This window comes from Zhongshania sp. (genome assembly GCF_041584495.1).
GTDB lineage: Bacteria > Pseudomonadota > Gammaproteobacteria > Pseudomonadales > Spongiibacteraceae > Spongiibacter.
In genome coordinates, this window is record NZ_JBFHDY010000009.1 from 21,167 (window position 1) to 38,959 (window position 17,793).

16 protein-coding genes are annotated in these 17,793 nt (G+C 54.4%); 13 read left to right on the forward strand and 3 right to left on the reverse strand.

Annotation, left to right across the window (positions count from 1 at the left end):
- Positions 1-28: 28 nt before the first annotated feature.
- The 11 genes from ABYP33_RS03040 (at position 29) to ABYP33_RS03090 (ending at position 14,708) form a co-directional block, all read left to right on the forward strand.
- Positions 29-1,831, forward strand: coding sequence for an ABC transporter ATP-binding protein/permease (locus tag ABYP33_RS03040; RefSeq protein WP_373088264.1), 1,803 nt, complete (start codon positions 29-31; stop codon positions 1,829-1,831).
- A gap of 58 nt (positions 1,832-1,889) precedes the next feature.
- A complete protein-coding gene (locus ABYP33_RS03045; protein ID WP_373088267.1) occupies positions 1,890-3,350 on the forward strand; it encodes a wax ester/triacylglycerol synthase family O-acyltransferase in 1,461 nt (486 codons plus the stop codon).
- 21 nt (positions 3,351-3,371) lie between these two features.
- Entirely contained in the window at positions 3,372-4,841 is a 1,470-nt protein-coding gene (locus ABYP33_RS03050) for an AAA family ATPase (protein WP_373088269.1), read from the forward strand.
- A gap of 105 nt (positions 4,842-4,946) precedes the next feature.
- Entirely contained in the window at positions 4,947-5,852 is a 906-nt protein-coding gene (locus ABYP33_RS03055; protein WP_373088272.1) for a putative RNA methyltransferase, read from the forward strand.
- 137 nt (positions 5,853-5,989) lie between these two features.
- Positions 5,990-7,417, forward strand: coding sequence for a wax ester/triacylglycerol synthase family O-acyltransferase (locus tag ABYP33_RS03060; RefSeq protein ID WP_373088274.1), 1,428 nt, complete (start codon positions 5,990-5,992; stop codon positions 7,415-7,417).
- Between the two features lie 92 nt (positions 7,418-7,509).
- Complete coding sequence (locus tag ABYP33_RS03065; RefSeq protein WP_373088276.1) at positions 7,510-8,466, forward strand: AAA family ATPase; 957 nt, start codon at positions 7,510-7,512, stop codon at positions 8,464-8,466.
- On the forward strand, positions 8,463-9,419 hold the full coding sequence (locus tag ABYP33_RS03070) for a DUF58 domain-containing protein (protein ID WP_373088278.1): 957 nt from the start codon (positions 8,463-8,465) through the stop codon (positions 9,417-9,419). The genes ABYP33_RS03065 and ABYP33_RS03070 overlap by 4 nt, the downstream gene beginning before the upstream one ends.
- Entirely contained in the window at positions 9,416-9,934 is a 519-nt protein-coding gene (locus ABYP33_RS03075) for a DUF4381 domain-containing protein (protein WP_373088280.1), read from the forward strand. The genes ABYP33_RS03070 and ABYP33_RS03075 overlap by 4 nt, the downstream gene beginning before the upstream one ends.
- Complete coding sequence (locus ABYP33_RS03080; RefSeq protein WP_373088282.1) at positions 9,927-10,976, forward strand: VWA domain-containing protein; 1,050 nt, start codon at positions 9,927-9,929, stop codon at positions 10,974-10,976. The genes ABYP33_RS03075 and ABYP33_RS03080 overlap by 8 nt, the downstream gene beginning before the upstream one ends.
- The gene (locus ABYP33_RS03085; RefSeq protein WP_373088285.1) at positions 10,973-12,934 is read left to right on the forward strand and encodes a VWA domain-containing protein; all 1,962 of its coding nucleotides are present in this window, start codon (positions 10,973-10,975) and stop codon (positions 12,932-12,934) included. The genes ABYP33_RS03080 and ABYP33_RS03085 overlap by 4 nt, the downstream gene beginning before the upstream one ends.
- Entirely contained in the window at positions 12,921-14,708 is a 1,788-nt protein-coding gene (locus ABYP33_RS03090) for a BatD family protein (protein ID WP_373088287.1), read from the forward strand. Before ABYP33_RS03085 ends, ABYP33_RS03090 begins: the two co-directional genes overlap by 14 nt.
- Here ABYP33_RS03090 and ABYP33_RS03095 read toward each other — a convergent pair.
- Together ABYP33_RS03095 and ABYP33_RS03100 are read right to left on the reverse strand one after the other, a co-directional pair.
- Positions 14,671-15,573, reverse strand: a complete 903-nt coding sequence (locus ABYP33_RS03095) for a DMT family transporter (protein WP_373088290.1) — start codon at positions 15,571-15,573, stop codon at positions 14,671-14,673. The genes ABYP33_RS03090 and ABYP33_RS03095 overlap by 38 nt on opposite strands.
- Positions 15,574-15,702: 129 nt before the next feature.
- On the reverse strand, positions 15,703-16,014 hold the full coding sequence (locus tag ABYP33_RS03100) for a hypothetical protein (RefSeq protein ID WP_373088292.1): 312 nt from the start codon (positions 16,012-16,014) through the stop codon (positions 15,703-15,705).
- A gap of 201 nt (positions 16,015-16,215) precedes the next feature.
- Here ABYP33_RS03100 and ABYP33_RS03105 point away from each other — a divergent pair, with 201 nt between their 5' ends.
- Both ABYP33_RS03105 and ABYP33_RS03110 read left to right on the forward strand, forming a co-directional pair.
- On the forward strand, positions 16,216-16,833 hold the full coding sequence (locus ABYP33_RS03105; RefSeq protein WP_373088294.1) for a DoxX family protein: 618 nt from the start codon (positions 16,216-16,218) through the stop codon (positions 16,831-16,833).
- A 104-nt stretch (positions 16,834-16,937) separates the two neighbouring features.
- Positions 16,938-17,552: an RNA polymerase sigma factor gene (locus ABYP33_RS03110; RefSeq protein WP_373088297.1), complete on the forward strand. Its 615-nt coding sequence runs from the start codon at positions 16,938-16,940 to the stop codon at positions 17,550-17,552.
- Here the strand turns inward: ABYP33_RS03110 and ABYP33_RS03115 are convergent.
- On the reverse strand, positions 17,549-17,749 hold the full coding sequence (locus ABYP33_RS03115) for a hypothetical protein (RefSeq protein ID WP_373088299.1): 201 nt from the start codon (positions 17,747-17,749) through the stop codon (positions 17,549-17,551). The two genes, ABYP33_RS03110 and ABYP33_RS03115, sit on opposite strands and share 4 nt — an antisense overlap.
- Between the last annotated feature and the right edge of the window lie 44 nt (positions 17,750-17,793).

Below are 17,793 nucleotides of genomic sequence, written 5' to 3' on the forward strand. Positions count from 1 at the left end.
CTACAACGCCTTACAAAAGAAACTCCTTATGCGCCACGGCACCAGTTTTAATCCCGAACAAGACGTTAATTGGAAAACCCTGAAAGAGCTCATTCCCTATTTGCTGGCCTTTCGTCAACGTATCGGTATTGCCCTGCTCTGCCTGGTCGCAGCCAAGGTTGCCAGTGTCGGCCTACCATTTATACTCAAACATATCGTCGATCAGCTCGACAGCCAAGATCAGCCCGCCATTGTTGTCTTGCCCTTGGCGCTGCTAATCGCCTATGGGGCATTGCGTTTTGCCAATGTGCTGTTTGGCGAGGTACGCGACACTATTTTTGGCCGGGTGACCGAGAGCGCTATGCGCAATATCGGCCTCACCGTGTTCAAACATTTGCACTCATTAGATTTAGATTTTCACCTTAATCGGCGCACTGGCGGCCTGTCCCGCGACATTGAGCGCGGCACCAACGGCATTAATTTTTTACTGCGTTTTATGGTTTTCAATATTGTGCCCACCTTTATTGAAATTGGCTTGGTAGTGGTATTGCTCGGCTGGCGCTACAGTATTTGGTTTGCGCTAATCGTGCTCATTGCCGTTATTTGCTATGTGGCCTTCTCCATTTACGCCACCGAACGCCGCACGGCCCATATTCGTCGCGCCAACGAGGCGGAATCCCGCAGCAGCAGCCGCGCGGTAGACAGTCTGCTCAATTTTGAAACCGTCAAATACTTTGGCAACGAACACTACGAAGCCCAGCGCTACGACGAAGAACTGGCCAGCTGGCAATTAGCCCGTCGCCTAAATCGTTTGAGTCTGTTCGCCCTTAACGCTGGCCAGGCCTTTATTATCGCCGCTGCCATGACCGCAGCCATGATTCTCGCCGCTAACCAAGTGCTGGCCGAGAAAATGACCCTCGGTGACTTTGTACTGATCAATGCCTTTATGATGCAGATATTTATGCCGCTTAATTTTCTCGGCTTTGTTTACCGTGAAATGAAAGGCTCTATGGCCAATATTGAAGCCATGTTTGCTCTGCTTCGTCAGCGGCCCACGATTAATGACGCCGCGCAAGCCCCAACGCTGGCGTTAAAGGACGGCTGCATTGAAGTACAAGACCTCAATTTTCAGTATCACAGCAACCGCCCCATTTTAAACAACATCAGCTTTACGGTTGCCGCAAAACAAAAGCTCGCTATTGTTGGCAGCAGCGGCGCAGGCAAATCTACCCTACTTAAATTATTGTTTCGCTTTTACGACGCCAGCAGCGGGCGAATCCTCATTGACGGTCAAGACATCACCGCGGTCAGTCAAGCATCCTTGCGTAGCGCGCTCGGTATCGTCCCCCAGGACACGGTACTGTTTAATATGTCGATACTTGAAAATATTCGCTACGGCCGCATCGACGCCAGTGACGAAGATATTTACGAGGCCATTCGCATGGCCCACCTCAGCGACTTCATCGCGCGTTTGCCCAAAGGCGTAGACACCTTGGTGGGTGAACGCGGTTTAAAACTGTCGGGCGGCGAAAAACAGCGTGTCGCCATTGCCAGAGCCCTGCTCAAGAAATCCCCTATCATGATTTTTGACGAGGCCACCTCGTCATTAGACAGCGCCTCGGAACGGCTTATTTTAGAAGCGATAAAAGATATTGCGCGAGAGCACACCATGCTGGTAATCGCCCACCGCCTATCAACGGTAGTCGATGCCGACCATATTTTAGTACTTGATCAAGGTGAGATTGTTGAGCAGGGCAATCACGCGTCGCTATTGGCCCAGCAAGGCCAATACGCCCACTTGTGGCTGATGCAGCAGCGCGAGCGCCGCATAACCCCTACCGCAGAAGAATGATTGCCTGCGCTAACAGACTCTTATAGCCTGAAGACCACCAACACAAAGTGAGAATAATATGCAGCAGCTCTCTGGTCAGGACGCCATGTTCATTCACACTGAGGCCACTGGTATACCACAGCATATCGGTGCCCTCAGTATTTACGATCAATCCACATGCGCCGACGGTATTATCCGCTTCAAACAAATTTTGCAGTTAATCGAAAGCCGCGCCCACCGCTCACCGATATTTAAGCGCCGACTGCGCAGGGTTCCCCTTGGTCTTGACCAACCCTACTGGGAGGACATCGAAAACCTCGACATCGAAAGTCATATTCATCATATCGCCCTGCCCAAGCCCGGAGACTGGCGCCAACTCTGCATTCTGGCCTCACGCATCCACTCCCGCCCCATGGACTTGAGCAAACCACTATGGGAGATGTATGTCATTGAAGGCCTCGACAGCGTTCGCGGCCTGCCTAAGAACTGCTTTGCGGTGATGATTAAAATTCACCACGCCGCCATGGACGGCGCCAGTGGCGCTCAGTTTATTCCCATGATTCACGACCTTAGCCCAGATGTTGGCGATGCTGGCACAGCGCCACAACGGGTCGTACAGCAATACAATAACTGGCATATGCTAAGTCGCGCCGTGGGCAATAATTTAAAAAAACCCAAGCAATTTTTTGACCTCGCTGGCAGTTTAATTCCCGCTTGGCAGCGCATTCGCCGAGGTAAAAAAGAGCAGGATTTTGTCAGCCTCGACGACAAACAAAAAACCTTATTTCAGGGCAAAATATCCCCCCACCGAGTTTGCGACGCCGTGCCCTTCGCCTTTGAAGAGCTGCGCGCCATAAAAAACACCGTACCTGGCGCCACCATTAACGACACCATGCTCTGCGTGGTTTCCGGCGCCCTGCGCAAATACCTACACGCCAAACAAGCCCTGCCCGAAAAGACCCTCGTGAGCGGCTGCCCTATTGATGTTCGCAGCGATGCAGAGCGCAGTGGCGGCGGTAATATGGTGGGCTTTATGACGGTCTCACTGCATTCCAATATCGCCGATCCCAAGGAGCGACTGGCGGCAATTCACGACGCCTCCATGAGCAGCAAAGCCTATGCCGAAGCCCTCGGCCCCCGCGTTGCGGTCAATGTGACCGAGGTCTTGCCCGGCGGCGTTTTATCGCTGGCCTTGCGCGCAGCTGCGTCCACCGGCCTGACCGAATCTGCGGTGATCTTCAATACCGTGGTCACCAATGTACCTGGACCCAATCAGCAATTGTATTTTTGCGGTGCTAAGTTGGTCGACGGCATGAATTTCGGCCCATTATTACCCAATGTTGGGCTATTTCACATTGTTTACAGCTCAGTGCTGAATAAAGTGGGCAGTATTTCTATTTCCTTTACCGCTTGCCGTAAAATGCTGCCAGACCCCGAATTTTATTCCGAGTGCCTGCAGGCGTCGTTTGACGAGTTAAAGGCGGCCACCCTCTGCAGCACTAAAACCGCAAGCCCAGTATTAGACTCAGTACACCAATAGCTAAGGGAGTAGCTCGCAGGCATGAATGACAGTCACGATCTCCGCCTAATTATCGAATCACGAATCCCCGTAATTATCATTGAAACCTGGGAGGAGCGCCGCGCCCTGTCGCTGCTGACTAAGCTCGGTATTCAGCAGGGCCTGCCGGTGTTCTCGTGGTCGGTGACCGACGGCCTACGCCGCGCCGATTTTGATCTGGCGCCCAATCAGCCGCTCACCGCCGAACCCGAGGCCGCGCTAAAACATATTCGCAGCACCGACAGTGCCGGGCTATACGCCCTGTGTGACTTTCACCCCTACCTCAGCGACGAGCCTCGCAATATTCGCTTAATCAAAGAAATTGCCATGCAAGCCGAAGACAGTGGCAAGAGCTTGGTGTTTATCAGCCACGCCTTCAATATTCCCAGCGAATTCAAACGTCACAGCGCCCGCTTTAACCTGTCGATGCCCGAGGACCACAAGCTCCGCGCCGCCATTTACAAAGAAGCACAAAACTTCAGTAACACCACCGGCCGCAAAGTTAAAACCGACCGCGACGCGCTAGACAAGCTGATCAACAATTTGCGCGGGCTGCCCTTGGAAGACGCCCGCAAGCTCGCTCGCGGTGCCATTATTCAAGACGGCGCCATTACCCATTCCGACCTTAGCAGCGTCAATAAGGCCAAATTCGAGCTACTCGACATGGACGGTGTGCTCAGTTTTGAATACGACACCGAAAACTTTGCCAATGTCGGCGGCTTAAGCAAGCTGAAGGACTGGCTGGGCAAACGCGAACAGGCCTTTCAGCAGGGCGGCGCCGACTCCCCCAAGGGCATTATGATGGTGGGCGTGCAGGGCGGCGGCAAAAGTCTGGCCGCTAAGGCGGTCGCCGGCTTATGGGGCATGCCGCTATTACGCATGGACATGGGGGCGCTCTACAATAAATTTTTTGGCGAGTCTGAACGCAATGTTCGCGAGGCCTTAACACTGGCCGAAACCATGGCGCCCTGCGTATTGTGGATAGACGAAATTGAAAAAGGCATTGGCAGCGATGACCACGACGGCGGCACCTCCAAGCGGATTTTAGCCACTCTCCTCACTTGGATGGCAGAACGCCAACACGCCGTATTTATTGTTGCCACCGCCAATAATATTCAGCGCCTGCCACCTGAATTAATACGCAAAGGCCGTCTCGACGAGGTGTTCTTTGTCGACCTACCCTCGGAGCAAGTCCGCCAACAGATCTTTGCCATTCACCTTGAAAAGCGCAGCTACCCCTTGGCCAATTTCCGCTGCGCCGAGCTCAGCGCCGCCAGCGCTGGTTTTACCGGCGCCGAAATAGAACAGGCAATTGTCGCCGCTCGTTACTCCGCCAAGGCCCGCAATGAAGAGCTGTGCACCGCCCATATCATTGCCGAAATCGACGCAACCGTACCCCTATCAGTGACCATGAGCGAGCAGCTCGATGCCCTCCGTGCCTGGTGCCAAACCCGCGCCGTCGCGGCCGATTAAGAAAAATCACCTCATCGACCTCGGCAAAGTGACATAATAGCGAACAAGCGGCTGGGGTTAGCCCGCTGCGTTTGTTCTGCCACCTCACCTCAACTTGGACCAGCCATGCCCCTGCTCGCCCTAGAACACATGCTCTGCCCCTTAGAGCAATATCCATTACACCGCGACGGTAAAACTTGGCGCTGCAGCAATAATCACTGCTTCGATATTGCCAAGCAGGGCTATGTTAATTTACTGCCGGTACAGAACAAAAAATCCCTAGACCCCGGCGACAGTCAAATAATGATTCAGGCCCGCCGTCAATTTCTGGATAGCGGCGCCTACGCCCCCCTTGCCCAAGCACTCGCCACGACGGTTGCCGATTTATGCAAAGGCCGTAATGACCTTGCCATTCTCGACGCTGGCTGCGGCGAGGGCTATTACCTCAACACGGTTTGCAACAGCTTGCTCGCCGCCCAAGCTGAACTTGCGCTCACCGCCACCGGCTTAGACATTTCCAAATGGGCGGTGCGCGCCGCCCGCATTCGCAATGCGGGTATCAATGGACTGGTGGCGAGCAACCGACAAATTCCACTGCCCGACAACAGCCAAGATATCCTGCTCTGCACCTTTGGCTTTCCCGTGTTTAGCGAGTTTCAGCGAGTCGTTAAGCCTGGCGGTCATATTATTATGGTCGACCCCGGCCCCGAGCATTTGATCGAGCTGCGCCAGCAAATTTACGACGAGATCAGGCGTTCGCCCCCAGCAAGCTTGGCTGCAGGCATCAACGCACAGTGGCAGCAGAGCAGCGAAACCGCGCTTAGCTTTAGCACGCCAATACTCAGCGCCGAGTTATTTGAACAACTGCTAATCATGACCCCCCACCTCTACCGCGCCAGCAGGGCCGGTCGGGAGCGCGCCGCCAAACTTGAACAGCGCGCGCTCACGGCCGACGTCTGCATACGCGTCATTAGCCACCAAACTTTAGTGCCAGATCACATTGAAAGTGGCCCAGTTATTGCTGTCATTTAAGGACTAATGTTAATGACAGCCAGTCCAGCGTTTGCAGCGCAACAGCACCGTCACTTTCTGCCTGTATTCTGGCGACCAACGCCTGCGCACCGCGCAATAACAAGGCGTGCTTGCACACAATAATGGATGGATTCTCAATGCAGCAACTCAATGGTCTCGATGCCCTCTTCGCCCATAATGAACGTCAGCATGCCCCCATGCATATTGCCGCGCTCATGGTATACACCCCGCAAACCACCAAGCACAAAAAATTTCTCCTACAGGAAGTCCGCAATACCATTGAACAACGCCTATCGGTATCGCCGGTATTTCGACGCCGCCTGCTAACCGTCCCCTACAATCTTGATCAACCGTATTGGCTTGAAGATGAAACCTTCAATCTCGATAATCATATCCACAGCCACGAGTTAACCGCCAAAAGTAGCGAAGCGAATTTCCACACCCTTATTACCACACTCCACGCCCAGCCAATGGACATGAGCCGCCCGTTGTGGGAAGCCCATGTGATTCACGGCTTAGGCCGACTAACAAATTACAGCAAAGGTAGCTTTGGCATTTATATGAAAGTGCATCACGCCGCCTTGGATGGCGTCTCCGGCACCGACATCCTCGCCGCGCTGCACGGCATAGAACCGCTTGCGTTTAAACCCGGCGCACGCCCCGACACCTGGACCGGTGAAACCCCACCATCCCAGTGGACGGTAAGCCTTAATGCGTATAAGAATAATCTGCATAAGCCGCTGCAACTGTTTCGCCAAGCTCGTCAACTTTTACCCAAGCTCCGTCAAGGAATACAAGAACACGGCAGCGACCACACACCTGGGGTCAGTTGGCAGAAATCGCCATTTAATACCCGCATCGACGCCCAGCGTCAGGTGTTTGTGGTGCGCTTCGACTTTTCACGCCTGCGCGCCATTCGCCGTGCTTTCCCACGCACCACTGTGAACCATGTCATTCTCTGCATTGTCGGCGGCGCGCTGCGCAGCTACCTCATTCAACGCAATGCGCTACCAGATAACCCGCTGGCATCCCTTGTTCCAGTGAACGTGCGCAGCAAAGATCTCAACAACTGCGGCAATGCCATCAGCATGCTGATTAGCAATCTGCGCACCGACATCGAAGATCCGCTGCAACGTTTAGTGGCGGTACGCGACGCCGCCACCTCGGCCAAAAAGCGCAATGACAATATTGGCCGCAATAGCTTGAGCAATATTTTTCGCGTGCTGCCCAGCAGCCTGGAAGCGGCGGCGCTGCGCGCCCTGTCGGCCCTCGCCTACTGGCCTGGCGGTCTTCCCTTGCCTGCCTGCACCTTTATCAGCAATGTCCCTGGACCACCCATACCGCTGTACTTTAATGACGCCAAACTTGTCGACATGCTTGGCCTTGGCTTAATCATCGATCACGTCGGCTTATTTCATGTTGCCATGAGTTACAACGGCGTCCTTAACCTATCAGTCCTTAGCAGCCCCAAAACCCTAGAAGACCCAGCGCTTTATCGCCGCTGCTTGGAGGCGTCCTTTTCTCAACTGGATCACGCCATGCAGCGCCAGGCTAATGAGACTTAATCCCAATTTGGTCTTGAAATAAGCGATCAAATCCCCATTTCTAGTGTCACATATCGGCAACACCACACTCGCTTGCTAAGGGACCGCCCGCAATGACGGAAAAAAACGCTATTGGCCAGTTACGCAACTGGCTGACTTCGCAGATTATCGGCCAGCAAAGCCTAGTCGACCGCCTGCTCATCGCCCTCTTGGCCGACGGCCATTTACTGGTCGAAGGTGCACCTGGCTTAGCCAAGACCAAGGCAATAAAAACTTTGTCAGACGGCATTGCCGCGAGTTTTCAACGTATTCAGTTCACCCCCGACTTACTTCCTGGCGATGTCACCGGTAGCGATATTTACCGGCCAGAGACCGGCGTCTTTGAATTTCAGCCCGGCCCAGTTTTTCATAATTTAGTATTGGCTGACGAAATTAACCGCGCCCCCGCCAAAGTGCAGTCGGCGCTACTCGAAGCCATGGCCGAACGCCAAGTCAGCGTGGGCAGCAACACACTGCAACTCCCACCGCTGTTCTTGGTTATGGCGACCCAAAACCCCTTAGAGCAAGAAGGCACCTACCCCCTGCCTGAAGCCCAACTCGACCGCTTCTTAATGCACGTCAATGTCGCCTACCCCGACGCCGCGGCGGAGTTGGAAATCCTGCGCCGGGTGCGCGCCGAAGCCAAGGGTGAGATTCACCAGCCCGCGCCACTGAGCCAAGACATCTTATTCGCAGCGCGGGAACAAATTCTCAACTTGCACATGGCCGAAGCCGTTGAGGAATACATAGTGCAGCTGGTGATTGCCAGCCGCGAACCCGCTCGCCTCGACACGGAATTGGCGAGCTGGCTAGAAGTGGGCGCCAGCCCCCGCGCCACCATTGCCCTCGACCGCTGCGCTCGCGCCCACGCTTGGCTCAACGACCGCGACTACGTCAGCCCCGACGACGTCCAAGCTATTGCCCACGACGTGTTGCGCCATCGCCTAATTCTCAGCTTTGCAGCCGAGGCCGACGGCATTCGCAAAGACCACATTATCGACCGCCTCTTGCAGGTGGTGCCGGTGGCATGAGCGGCTTGCCACGGGGCAATTTTAACGCACCAGTACGGGGCGCCATTGTGGATCAACAAACACTGATCCACACCCGTTTTGCCGGTGCGCAATTGCGCGCCACCCCCAAGCGGCGGCATTTTGCCAAGCAGAGCGGCAGCCACACCTCGCCGGTCAAAGGCCGCGGCCTTGCCTTTCACCATGTACGCGAATATCAGGGTGGCGATGAAATTCGCCACATCGACTGGCGAGTCACCGCCCGCACCGCGAAAGCGCACACCAAGATTTTTGAAGAAGAAAAGGAGCGCCCAGTAGTGCTCTGCTTAGACCAGCGCCACGCCATGTTCTTTGGCAGTCGCCACTGTTTTAAATCGGTACTCGCCTGCCATGTTGCCGCCACCCTCGCCTGGGCGGGGCTAGACAATAACGACCGGGTTGGCGGCTTGGTATTTACCGACAGCGGGCACCGGGAAGTTCGGCCTCGGCGCAGCCACCGCGCGGTATTGAACTTCATTCACACCGCCGTCGACTACAATCAGCAACTGGCTGCCACCGCAGCCAGCGCTGACGACAGTATTGCACCGCCGCAAAGCCTCGCCACCGCCTTCGAAGAATTGCGGCGCATTACTCGGCCCGGCTCAACAGTCTACGTGGTCAGCGACTTTAACGGTTTCGATCAAGACGCCGAGCGGCAACTGCATTTAATCGCACGCCACAACGATGTCATCGCGATTACCATCAGCGACCCACTAGAAGAAAATCTGCCAAGCTCTGGCATGTACCCGGTAAGCAATGGCCGTGAGCGCCTGCAACTGATGCTTAACTCTGGTATCCGTAAACAGTTTCACGACCGCAGAGAAGCACGCCACGTCGCCTTAAAGACCAGCTTTCGCCGCGCCGGTATTCATCACATTGCCCTAACAACCGACGCGCCGTTTTTTGATCTTTTACAGCGAGGCATGATGGGCAAATGAATACGCCAAACCCAACAATGCCGCCAGGCGGCGCAACCCCCCTAGACCTGCTAGCGGATATCCATCTTCCGCCAGCGGTGCCTAGCTTTCCCTGGGCGCCCGGCTGGTGGGCGTTAATGATTTTAGCCATTGGCCTCATTGCCACTGGTTTTTGGCTATGGCGGCGCTATCACCAGCGCAGTGCTTACCGCCGCGCAGCCCAATTAGAATTAACGCGTATTCAGGCTATCGCCGACGATGCCGAATTTGCTCGCCAACTCAACCAACTATTACGCCGAGTGGCTATTCACTGTCAGTCGGCAAGCTCGTCTGCGCCTACAATAGCGGGGCTAAGCGGTGAGCAATGGCGGAATTTTTTGCTCAATAGCTGCGGCGCCAAGCCCGCGTTTACCAATACCACGCTCGACGCACTTGTCGCCGCCGCCTACCAAAGTCAATGCCCTGCGCTAGACCGTCAGCAGCTTTTAGAGCAAGCGCGGCTGTGGATTCGCCGTCACCGGAGCAAGTATGTTTGAGTTTCAATGGCCATGGATATTTGTTCTGCTACCGCTGCCCATACTGGTGCGCTGGCTATCAAAAGCCCAGAACCGCGCCAGCGGCGCCGCACTGCGGGTACCGTTTTTTGCCCAACTGCGCAGCCTAAGTGGCGAACAAAACACCCCTGCCGTCAGCGGCAATAAATTTCATTTACTGCTCCTCAGTTTGCTGTGGCTGGCCCTGCTCGGCGCCTGCGCCAGACCCATCTGGATTGGCGACGCTGTTGCCATGCCCACCAATGGCCGCGATTTAATGCTCGCCGTGGATATTTCTGGCTCAATGTCCCAGGAAGACATGATCATCCAAGACGAGGCCCTACCCCGCCTCACGGTGGTAAAGGCCGTTGTAAACCAATTTGTGGAGCAGCGTCAAGGCGATAAACTCGGCCTGATTTTATTTGGCTCACAACCCTATATTCAGTCGCCGCTAACCTTCGACCTAAACACGGTTAACACCTTAATGAACGAGGCTCAGGTCGGCTTTGCCGGTAAACAAACGGCCATTGGCGATGCGATTGGCTTTGCCATAAAACGCCTGCGCGAGCGGCCAGAAAATAGCCGCGTAGTGGTCTTGCTCACTGACGGCGCCGACACCGCCAGCAATTTAAAACCCCTCGAAGCCAGCAAATTAGCCGCCGCTGAAAAAATTAAAATTTACACTATTGGCGTTGGCGCCACAGAGATGCGCGTGCCGGGCATTTTCGGCAGCAACTTTGGCGCCCGCACCGTTAACCCCTCCGCCGATCTCGACGAAGACACCTTACAAAGCATTGCCGACACCACCGGCGGCGCCTATTACCGCGCTCGCAATCCTGCCGAACTGCAAGCTGCTTATGCGGCCATTGCCGCCTTAGAACCGGTGGAGCAAGAACAGGAAATGCTCAGGCCTGAGCGCTCGCTCTTGCACTGGCCGCTATTGGCCGCCGGCGGTCTTTGGCTACTATTGGCCCTTGGCCGGAATTTGCCTGTGCTGCCTGTGCGCAGCAATGCCGCCGACACAAACAATGAGGCCGCGCAATGAACCTGCCCAGCCTGCACTGGATTCGTCCCGACTTACTGTGGACCATTATTCCGCTGCTCATTGCGGCGCTGCTTCTGGCCCGTCAAAGTCGTCAACAAGGGGCCTGGCACAAGCATATTGACCCTAGTCTGCTGCCCTATTTGCTCGACGGTCAACGCCGCGACAAACCGGCGCGCTCCATCGCGCTATTACTCTTGGCGGCGCTACTCGCTTGGCTGGCACTGCTCGGCCCCGCATGGCAACAAGCACCCACACCGCTCTACAAGAACAATGAAGGCCTGGTGGTGGTATTGGATTTATCACCGTCGATGCTCGCCGAAGATATTCAGCCGTCGCGGATTCGCCAAGCCCGGTTTAAACTTCGAGACCTACTGCAGCTTCGGCAAGACGGCCAAACTGGCTTGGTGGTATTTGCTGCGGACGCGTTTGTGGTCGCCCCACTTACTGACGACGTCAACACCTTGCTCACGCTGATCCCCGGCCTACACCCCGGAATGATGCCGCAAACCGGCAGCAACCCCTTGGCAGGGCTAATACAGGCCAAGGACTTATTGGATCAAAGCGGCGGTAATGGCAAAATTTTATTAATAACTGACGGTGTTAATAAAGCGCAACTTAAAGGCTTAAAAAGCTTCCTCAAAGACAGCCCTTACACGCTCTCTGTGCTCGCTGTTGGCAGTCGCGACGGCGCCCCCATTCCCCTACCTGATGGCGGCTTTGCCAAAGATAGTAGTGGCAATATCATTGTTCCCGCGCTGAGCAGCAAAGAATTGAAAGCCCTTGCTAGCGCCGGTGGCGGCGAGTATCGGGAGCTCAGCTTAGACGACAGCGATATTCGCGCCTTAAACCTAGGCGCCGCGAGCTTGGCCGAGAACAGCCAAGCCCCGCCCGGCAAATCATCAGATCGCCACTTTGATCAATGGAAAGACGCCGGCGGCTGGCTGGCCTTATTACTACTGCCACTGGCCTTACTCGGCTTTCGGCGCAGCTGGCTGCCCAGTCTCTTACTGCCACTATTGTTGCTGGGCCAAACTCCGCAGGCCAATGCCGTTGAATTCGACGCCCTGTGGCAAACCCCAGACCAACGCGGCGCCGCCTTATTAGACAGCGATCCGGCAGCGGCAGCCGAACAATTTAAAGACCCCGCGTGGAAAGCCAGCGCCCAGTATCGGGCGGGCGAGTATGCCGCTGCAGCCGAAAGCTACGCCAAACTTCCCGGTAGCGACGCCGCCTATAATCGCGGCAATGCCCTAGCCAAAGCCGGCAAATTAGACGACGCCATCGCGGCCTACAACGAAGCGCTAAAGCAAGAGCCTGACATGAGTGACGCCCTACGCAATAAAAAAATACTCGAAGACCTGAAAAAACAACAGCAGCAAAACCAAGACCAGTCTGGCGGCGGCGACAAGGAGGACAAAGACCCGCAATCCCCGTCGTCTGAGCAAGCAAATCAACAGGGCCAAGACGGGCAGCAACAGCACTCTGATCAAGAGCAACAGGGCGAGCAAGGTCAGCCGCAATCGGATCAAGATCAATCCGAACAACAAAATGCCAATGACCAAAACGAGGGCCAGACGCAGCCAAATCAGGAGCAGCTCAATTCCTCACCGCAGGAGCAAAGCGAGTCCAGCGCCGAGCAAGAGAAGGCGCAAAAAGAACAGCAGGGCGCCCAACAGCGCCAAACCGAATTAGCAGAGGACTACGCCAAGCAAGCTGCTGAGCAACAATCTGTGGCGGCCGAGCAAAACAACGACGCCAGCCCAGATGACAAAAGCGAGCAAACTGCGCTTGCTGAAAGCCAACAACCGCTGAGCGAAGAAGACCAATCCAAAGAACAGTGGCTGCGTAAGATTCCCGATAACCCCGGCAATCTACTGCGCAATAAATTTCAGTACCAGCAACAAATACGTCAACAACGTGGCAATCAAATTGAGCGAGAGAATTATGCGCCCTATTAAGCACGGCCTAGTTGCCCTGAACAAAATGAATACAGGCACAAGCATGCATGTTCATCAATTTGGCTTTCGCCAATTAGAAGCCGCCACTCTTGGCATATTGCTGCTAAGCCTGCTCTGCTGGGTACCCAGCGCCTTAGCCAAAACTAATGTTCGCGCCAGCGTAGATCGGCAACAAATTTCTAGCGAAGAAACCTTTACGCTGTCACTGGTCGCCGACAGTATTTTATTTTCTGGCGAACCCGATGTCAGCGCGCTAGAAAAAGACTTTCATATTATTAATCGCCAGCAAAGTAGCCGCACAAATATTATCAACGGCAAGGTCAACAGCAGCCGTCAATGGGATTACACGCTTGCCCCAAAACGCGAAGGCACGCTAACCATCCCCGCCATTCCAATGGGCCAGTTTCAGACCCGGGCGTTGACCATTTCCGTCGACAAGGCCAACCGCCAGACTCGCGGCGCCAATGGTGACAGTGTGTATTTAGAGTCCGACGTCACGCCCCGCTCTGCTTATGTGCAGGCGGAGCTGCAATACACCGTTAAAATATTTACCTCTATTAATTTTTTAGACGCTTCTCTTGAGGCGCCCGAAGTGGAGAATGCCGTGGTGGAAGCCACTGGCGAACAGCGCTACCAAACCCTCGTCGATGGCCGTTACTACCAAGTGATTGAGCGCCACTATTCCATTTACCCACAAACCAGCGGCGAGCTAAGCATTCCTGCGCTAACCTTGCAGGCGCGAGTAGAGGGCTACCGCCCATCAATGCTCGACCCCGGCCGTTTGGTGGTAAAACGCAGCCAAGCGCACCACCTCAATATTAAGCCACCGCCAGCAGAATTTAAGGGTGCGGTGTGGTTGCCTGCCAAGAAACTGGTACTTGCCGACACCTGGAGTAAAGATCCCAACAGCATCCAAATAGGCGACTCCATTACTCGTACAGTGCATATTCAGGCCAAAGGTTTACTCGGCTCGCAGTTGCCTGCACTGCCGACCTATACCCTAAACAAGGCCAAGCTCTACCCAGATCAAGCCAAAATTGACCAAGGCGATGAGCAGTCAGAGTGGAGCGGCGTGCGCAGTGAGTCCGTCGCAATTATTCCGACCGCGGCTGGTGAGCTAGTGTTACCCGAAGTGCGCATCCCCTGGTGGAATACCACCACCAATAAGGCCGAAGTGGCAGTGCTGCCAGAGCGCCGCATCACCGTTGCGCCCGGCATGATGAACAATGTAAATTCCACGCCGCTCAGCACAAGCAATTCAGCATCAAATCAAACCCTGACCACAAACCCTGCCGAAAATACCTTGGCAACCACCAGCCCCGAACAAGCAACGACCAATGCCCTGCTTTGGGTCGTCATTGCAGCACTGAGCCTGAGTAATATTGGTTTTGCTCTAGCATGGCTGCGTAGCCGCAACGGAATGCTAAACGCCAAAAATAACGTCAGAGTAAAACCGGAAAACGAGAGTGAGGCGGCCGCATTCAGTAAACTCAAAAAGTGCGTCCAAGAAAATACTGACGCCAACAGCCTGCGCGGCGCACTAGTAAACTGGGGGCAATGCTATTACCAACAAGCCCTAAGCCTTAGCCAGTTAGGCGCACGCGCCAAGGAGCTTGAACACTATTGCCAAGCCTTGGACGCCCAGCTTTTCGCTGGTCGCGATGCAGAAATTGACGCCAAGGCGCTGCTAGATACGGTAAAAAGACTACGCGCCACAAAACCCCACGACAATGCCGCTAGCGTGCCTTTAGCCCCGCTGTATCCGTCGACGTAGGCTCTGGCGGGCTGCGCAATACCAACACCCCACCCAGCACCACGCAAATTATCCCGACCAAGGTTAGGTGGTCGGGAATATGATCCCATATCAACCAATCTATAACGCCACTGAAAACCACCGCAAAATAGCTTATTGGCGCCGATACCGAGGCCGATATATAGCGGTATGCCAAGGTATAAAGAACAAAACCCAAATAAATGACCACGCCCATATACACCAAGCCCGGCCATGCCGACAGGGGAATTGGCTGATAATGAAACAAAAAGAAGGGCAAGCTCACAATGACGGAGATCAAAAAATAGTAAAACAGTATTCGGTTTTGCGGCTCACCCTGCATTAACTCACGGGTACTGATCATCGACACGGCTAAACCCAAGGCTGACAGCAAGGCCAGTACATGCCAGACACTGAATCCGACAAAGCCTGGCTTTAACACCAGCACCACCCCAATAAAACCAATGAGCAACGGCGGCCAAGCATGGCGACCTACCCGCTGTTTAAACCATAGCAAAATAACAACTGGCACCATTAAGGGGGCCGAAGCCCGCAGGAGGGTCGCCTCCACCAAGGAGATATGACTGAGGGCGAGATAAAACAAATAGAAGCAAGCGCAACCACTAACACCGCGCACAAGGTGCAAGCCAGGACGACGAGTGACCAAACTTCCCCGCCCGGCCCGCATTATCGACGGTAGGGCAAAAAAGAAACTCAGGCCGTACTGCACCATAACAATGGCGGAAACATGGACCTCTTGGGAGACGTGTTTACCTACCGCCGCGACGGTGCTCGACAGCAACACAGTCAATAAGGATAGCGCCAGACCAGTGAGCAGTTGTTTTTTGGGCGTAGAAACAGTAATCAAGGACAGATCTCAATATTGCCAGCTGCCACACTATAAAGAGGCCTTGATCCATTGGCCAGCGAGATCGATACGAGACAGCGCTCACCAAGCCCAAAACCAAGCAGCTGGGCGAGCACTCAGCGGACGGTATTACTTTTTAGCGCCGCATTTCGCTTCGCCACATTTGCCTTCTTTGGCGGCCTTATCGGCACCGCATTTGGCTTCACCACATTTACCTTCTTTGGCCGCTTTGTCAGCGCCGCATTTCGCTTCGCCACACTTGCCTTCTTTGCTCGCTTTGTCAGCGCCGCACTTACCCTCAGCGTCTTTGGCGTAGTCGGCCAACTGGTAGCCACCGCTCATTACCTTGGCAGCAAAGGGGTTGGTATCAGCTACCGCAACAGAGGCCATTGAAGAAGCAAGCATCGCCGCGCTGAAAGCAGTCATCGCAGTTTTTTTCATATTGTCGTCACCCTTAATAAATGAAATTTTAAATTGGCCGTCCAATGACGACACTCGCCATTAGAGAAGTCTCGTTACCGAGTGTTACAAAGCCAGTGCAAATAAATTGTCGGCCTACCCTGTAACAAGTTTGCGTACTCTGCGTCTTATTGCCAATCGATCGGCGAGTACCGCATTGCCCTCTTCTACGGAGTTCTGTTAATGATAGATTTTTTTCGCTATATCCACCGCACCCACAACAAACTTGGCGCGACGCTGGCGCATCTTGATGGTATTCCAGCTTTAGGCCTACGTCTCTACTTAGTGCCAGTTTTTTGGATGGCAGGCAGCAGTAAAATGGCCAATTTTTCAGCAACGGCAGAATGGTTTGGCAATAGCGACTGGGGCCTGGGACTGCCCATTCCCTATGTTCTGGCATTTCTCGCCACCGCAACCGAGGTACTGGGCGCGGGTCTATTGCTGCTTGGTCTCGCAAGTCGCTGGATCGCCATTCCGCTCGCCGTCACGATGATCGTTGCCGCCTTAAGCGTGCACTGGCAATTTGGCTGGCAGGCGATTGCCGATGCCAGCGCGCCCTTTGCCAATGCTAGAGTCGCCGAGTCCGTAGACAAGCTCGCCGCCGCTCGCTCACTACTGGACGCGCACGGCAACTACGACTGGCTAACATCCAGTGGCAATATTGTTATTCTTAACAACGGCATTGAGTTCGCGGCAACATACTTATTCATTTTACTGGCTTTAATGGCCATGGGTGGCGGCCGCTATGTCAGCGCGGACTATTGGTTGAAACGCAAATTTGAGCAAGCAACTAAGGTATAAGTATGGGGACAAGCACAGCTTTATAGTGAAAACGCGGTGACTTGCTTGCGCCAGCACCTCGGGATCAGTGACACTAGCAACATAATCTGGGTTTGGAAGCCTCTGTGTCACAACTTATCAATGATCCTGAATTTATTGCGCGCCTGCAGTCTGGGGACAATAGCGCCTTTAAATCGCTCATCAGCAGCTACCACAACAAGTTGCTGATCGTCGCGCGGGCCATTGCTGGCGACGTGTTTGCAGAGGACGTCACCCAAGAAGCCTGGGCATCTATTTACAAGGCCATTGCTAAATTTGAAGGGCGCTCCAGCCTGTCGACCTGGATGATTCAAATTGTGAGCAATGAAGCCAAATCGCGACTTCGCCGAGAAAAACGCCACAGCAGTTATGGTGATGTCAGTGATATTGGTCAGGGTGTCGACCCCGACGCTTTTGACAGCAGTGGGCATTGGAGCAACCCGCCCGCGCACTGGGATATTAATACCCCAGAGTTAATGCTGCAGGAAGATCAGCTGCGCCAGTGTATAGAGCACACGTTAACGATGTTACCAGAAAACCAGAAGGCGGTGTTTTTATTGCGCGATGTTGAACAAATCGATTTGAATGAAATTGCCGACACACTGGCAATCAGCCAGGCCAATGTGCGGGTACTACTACACCGCGCGAGATTACGATTAATGATGACGATTAACCACTACCAGGAGACCGGCGAATGCTAAATTGCAAACAGTTTACCGATCTCGCCAGCGATAACCTCGACGCCCAATACCACGGCTGGAAGCGCATTAATATTCGCCTGCATTTGCTCCTTTGTCGCCACTGCCGCCGCTTCAATCGTCATCTTGACCGCAGCCGCCGCACGGGCGCCGAGCTTGCGAAAACGCTCTGGCAAATCGACGGTGCCTCCAGCGAGCACATTTTCTCCCGCATGCAGCCCGCGGCAAAGCAAGATCCCGGGGA

Coding starts and splice junctions, on each gene's coding strand:
- ABYP33_RS03105 (WP_373088294.1), top strand. CDS start 16,216: ATGATAGATTTTTTTCGCTATATCCACCGCACCCACAACAAACTTGGC.
- ABYP33_RS03060 (WP_373088274.1), top strand. CDS start 5,990: ATGCAGCAACTCAATGGTCTCGATGCCCTCTTCGCCCATAATGAACGT.
- ABYP33_RS03055 (WP_373088272.1), top strand. CDS start 4,947: ATGCCCCTGCTCGCCCTAGAACACATGCTCTGCCCCTTAGAGCAATAT.
- ABYP33_RS03090 (WP_373088287.1), top strand. CDS start 12,921: ATGCGCCCTATTAAGCACGGCCTAGTTGCCCTGAACAAAATGAATACA.
- ABYP33_RS03045 (WP_373088267.1), top strand. CDS start 1,890: ATGCAGCAGCTCTCTGGTCAGGACGCCATGTTCATTCACACTGAGGCC.
- ABYP33_RS03070 (WP_373088278.1), top strand. CDS start 8,463: ATGAGCGGCTTGCCACGGGGCAATTTTAACGCACCAGTACGGGGCGCC.
- ABYP33_RS03080 (WP_373088282.1), top strand. CDS start 9,927: ATGTTTGAGTTTCAATGGCCATGGATATTTGTTCTGCTACCGCTGCCC.
- ABYP33_RS03085 (WP_373088285.1), top strand. CDS start 10,973: ATGAACCTGCCCAGCCTGCACTGGATTCGTCCCGACTTACTGTGGACC.
- ABYP33_RS03075 (WP_373088280.1), top strand. CDS start 9,416: ATGAATACGCCAAACCCAACAATGCCGCCAGGCGGCGCAACCCCCCTA.
- ABYP33_RS03065 (WP_373088276.1), top strand. CDS start 7,510: ATGACGGAAAAAAACGCTATTGGCCAGTTACGCAACTGGCTGACTTCG.
- ABYP33_RS03040 (WP_373088264.1), top strand. CDS start 29: ATGCGCCACGGCACCAGTTTTAATCCCGAACAAGACGTTAATTGGAAA.
- ABYP33_RS03050 (WP_373088269.1), top strand. CDS start 3,372: ATGAATGACAGTCACGATCTCCGCCTAATTATCGAATCACGAATCCCC.
- ABYP33_RS03100 (WP_373088292.1), bottom strand. CDS start 16,014: ATGAAAAAAACTGCGATGACTGCTTTCAGCGCGGCGATGCTTGCTTCT.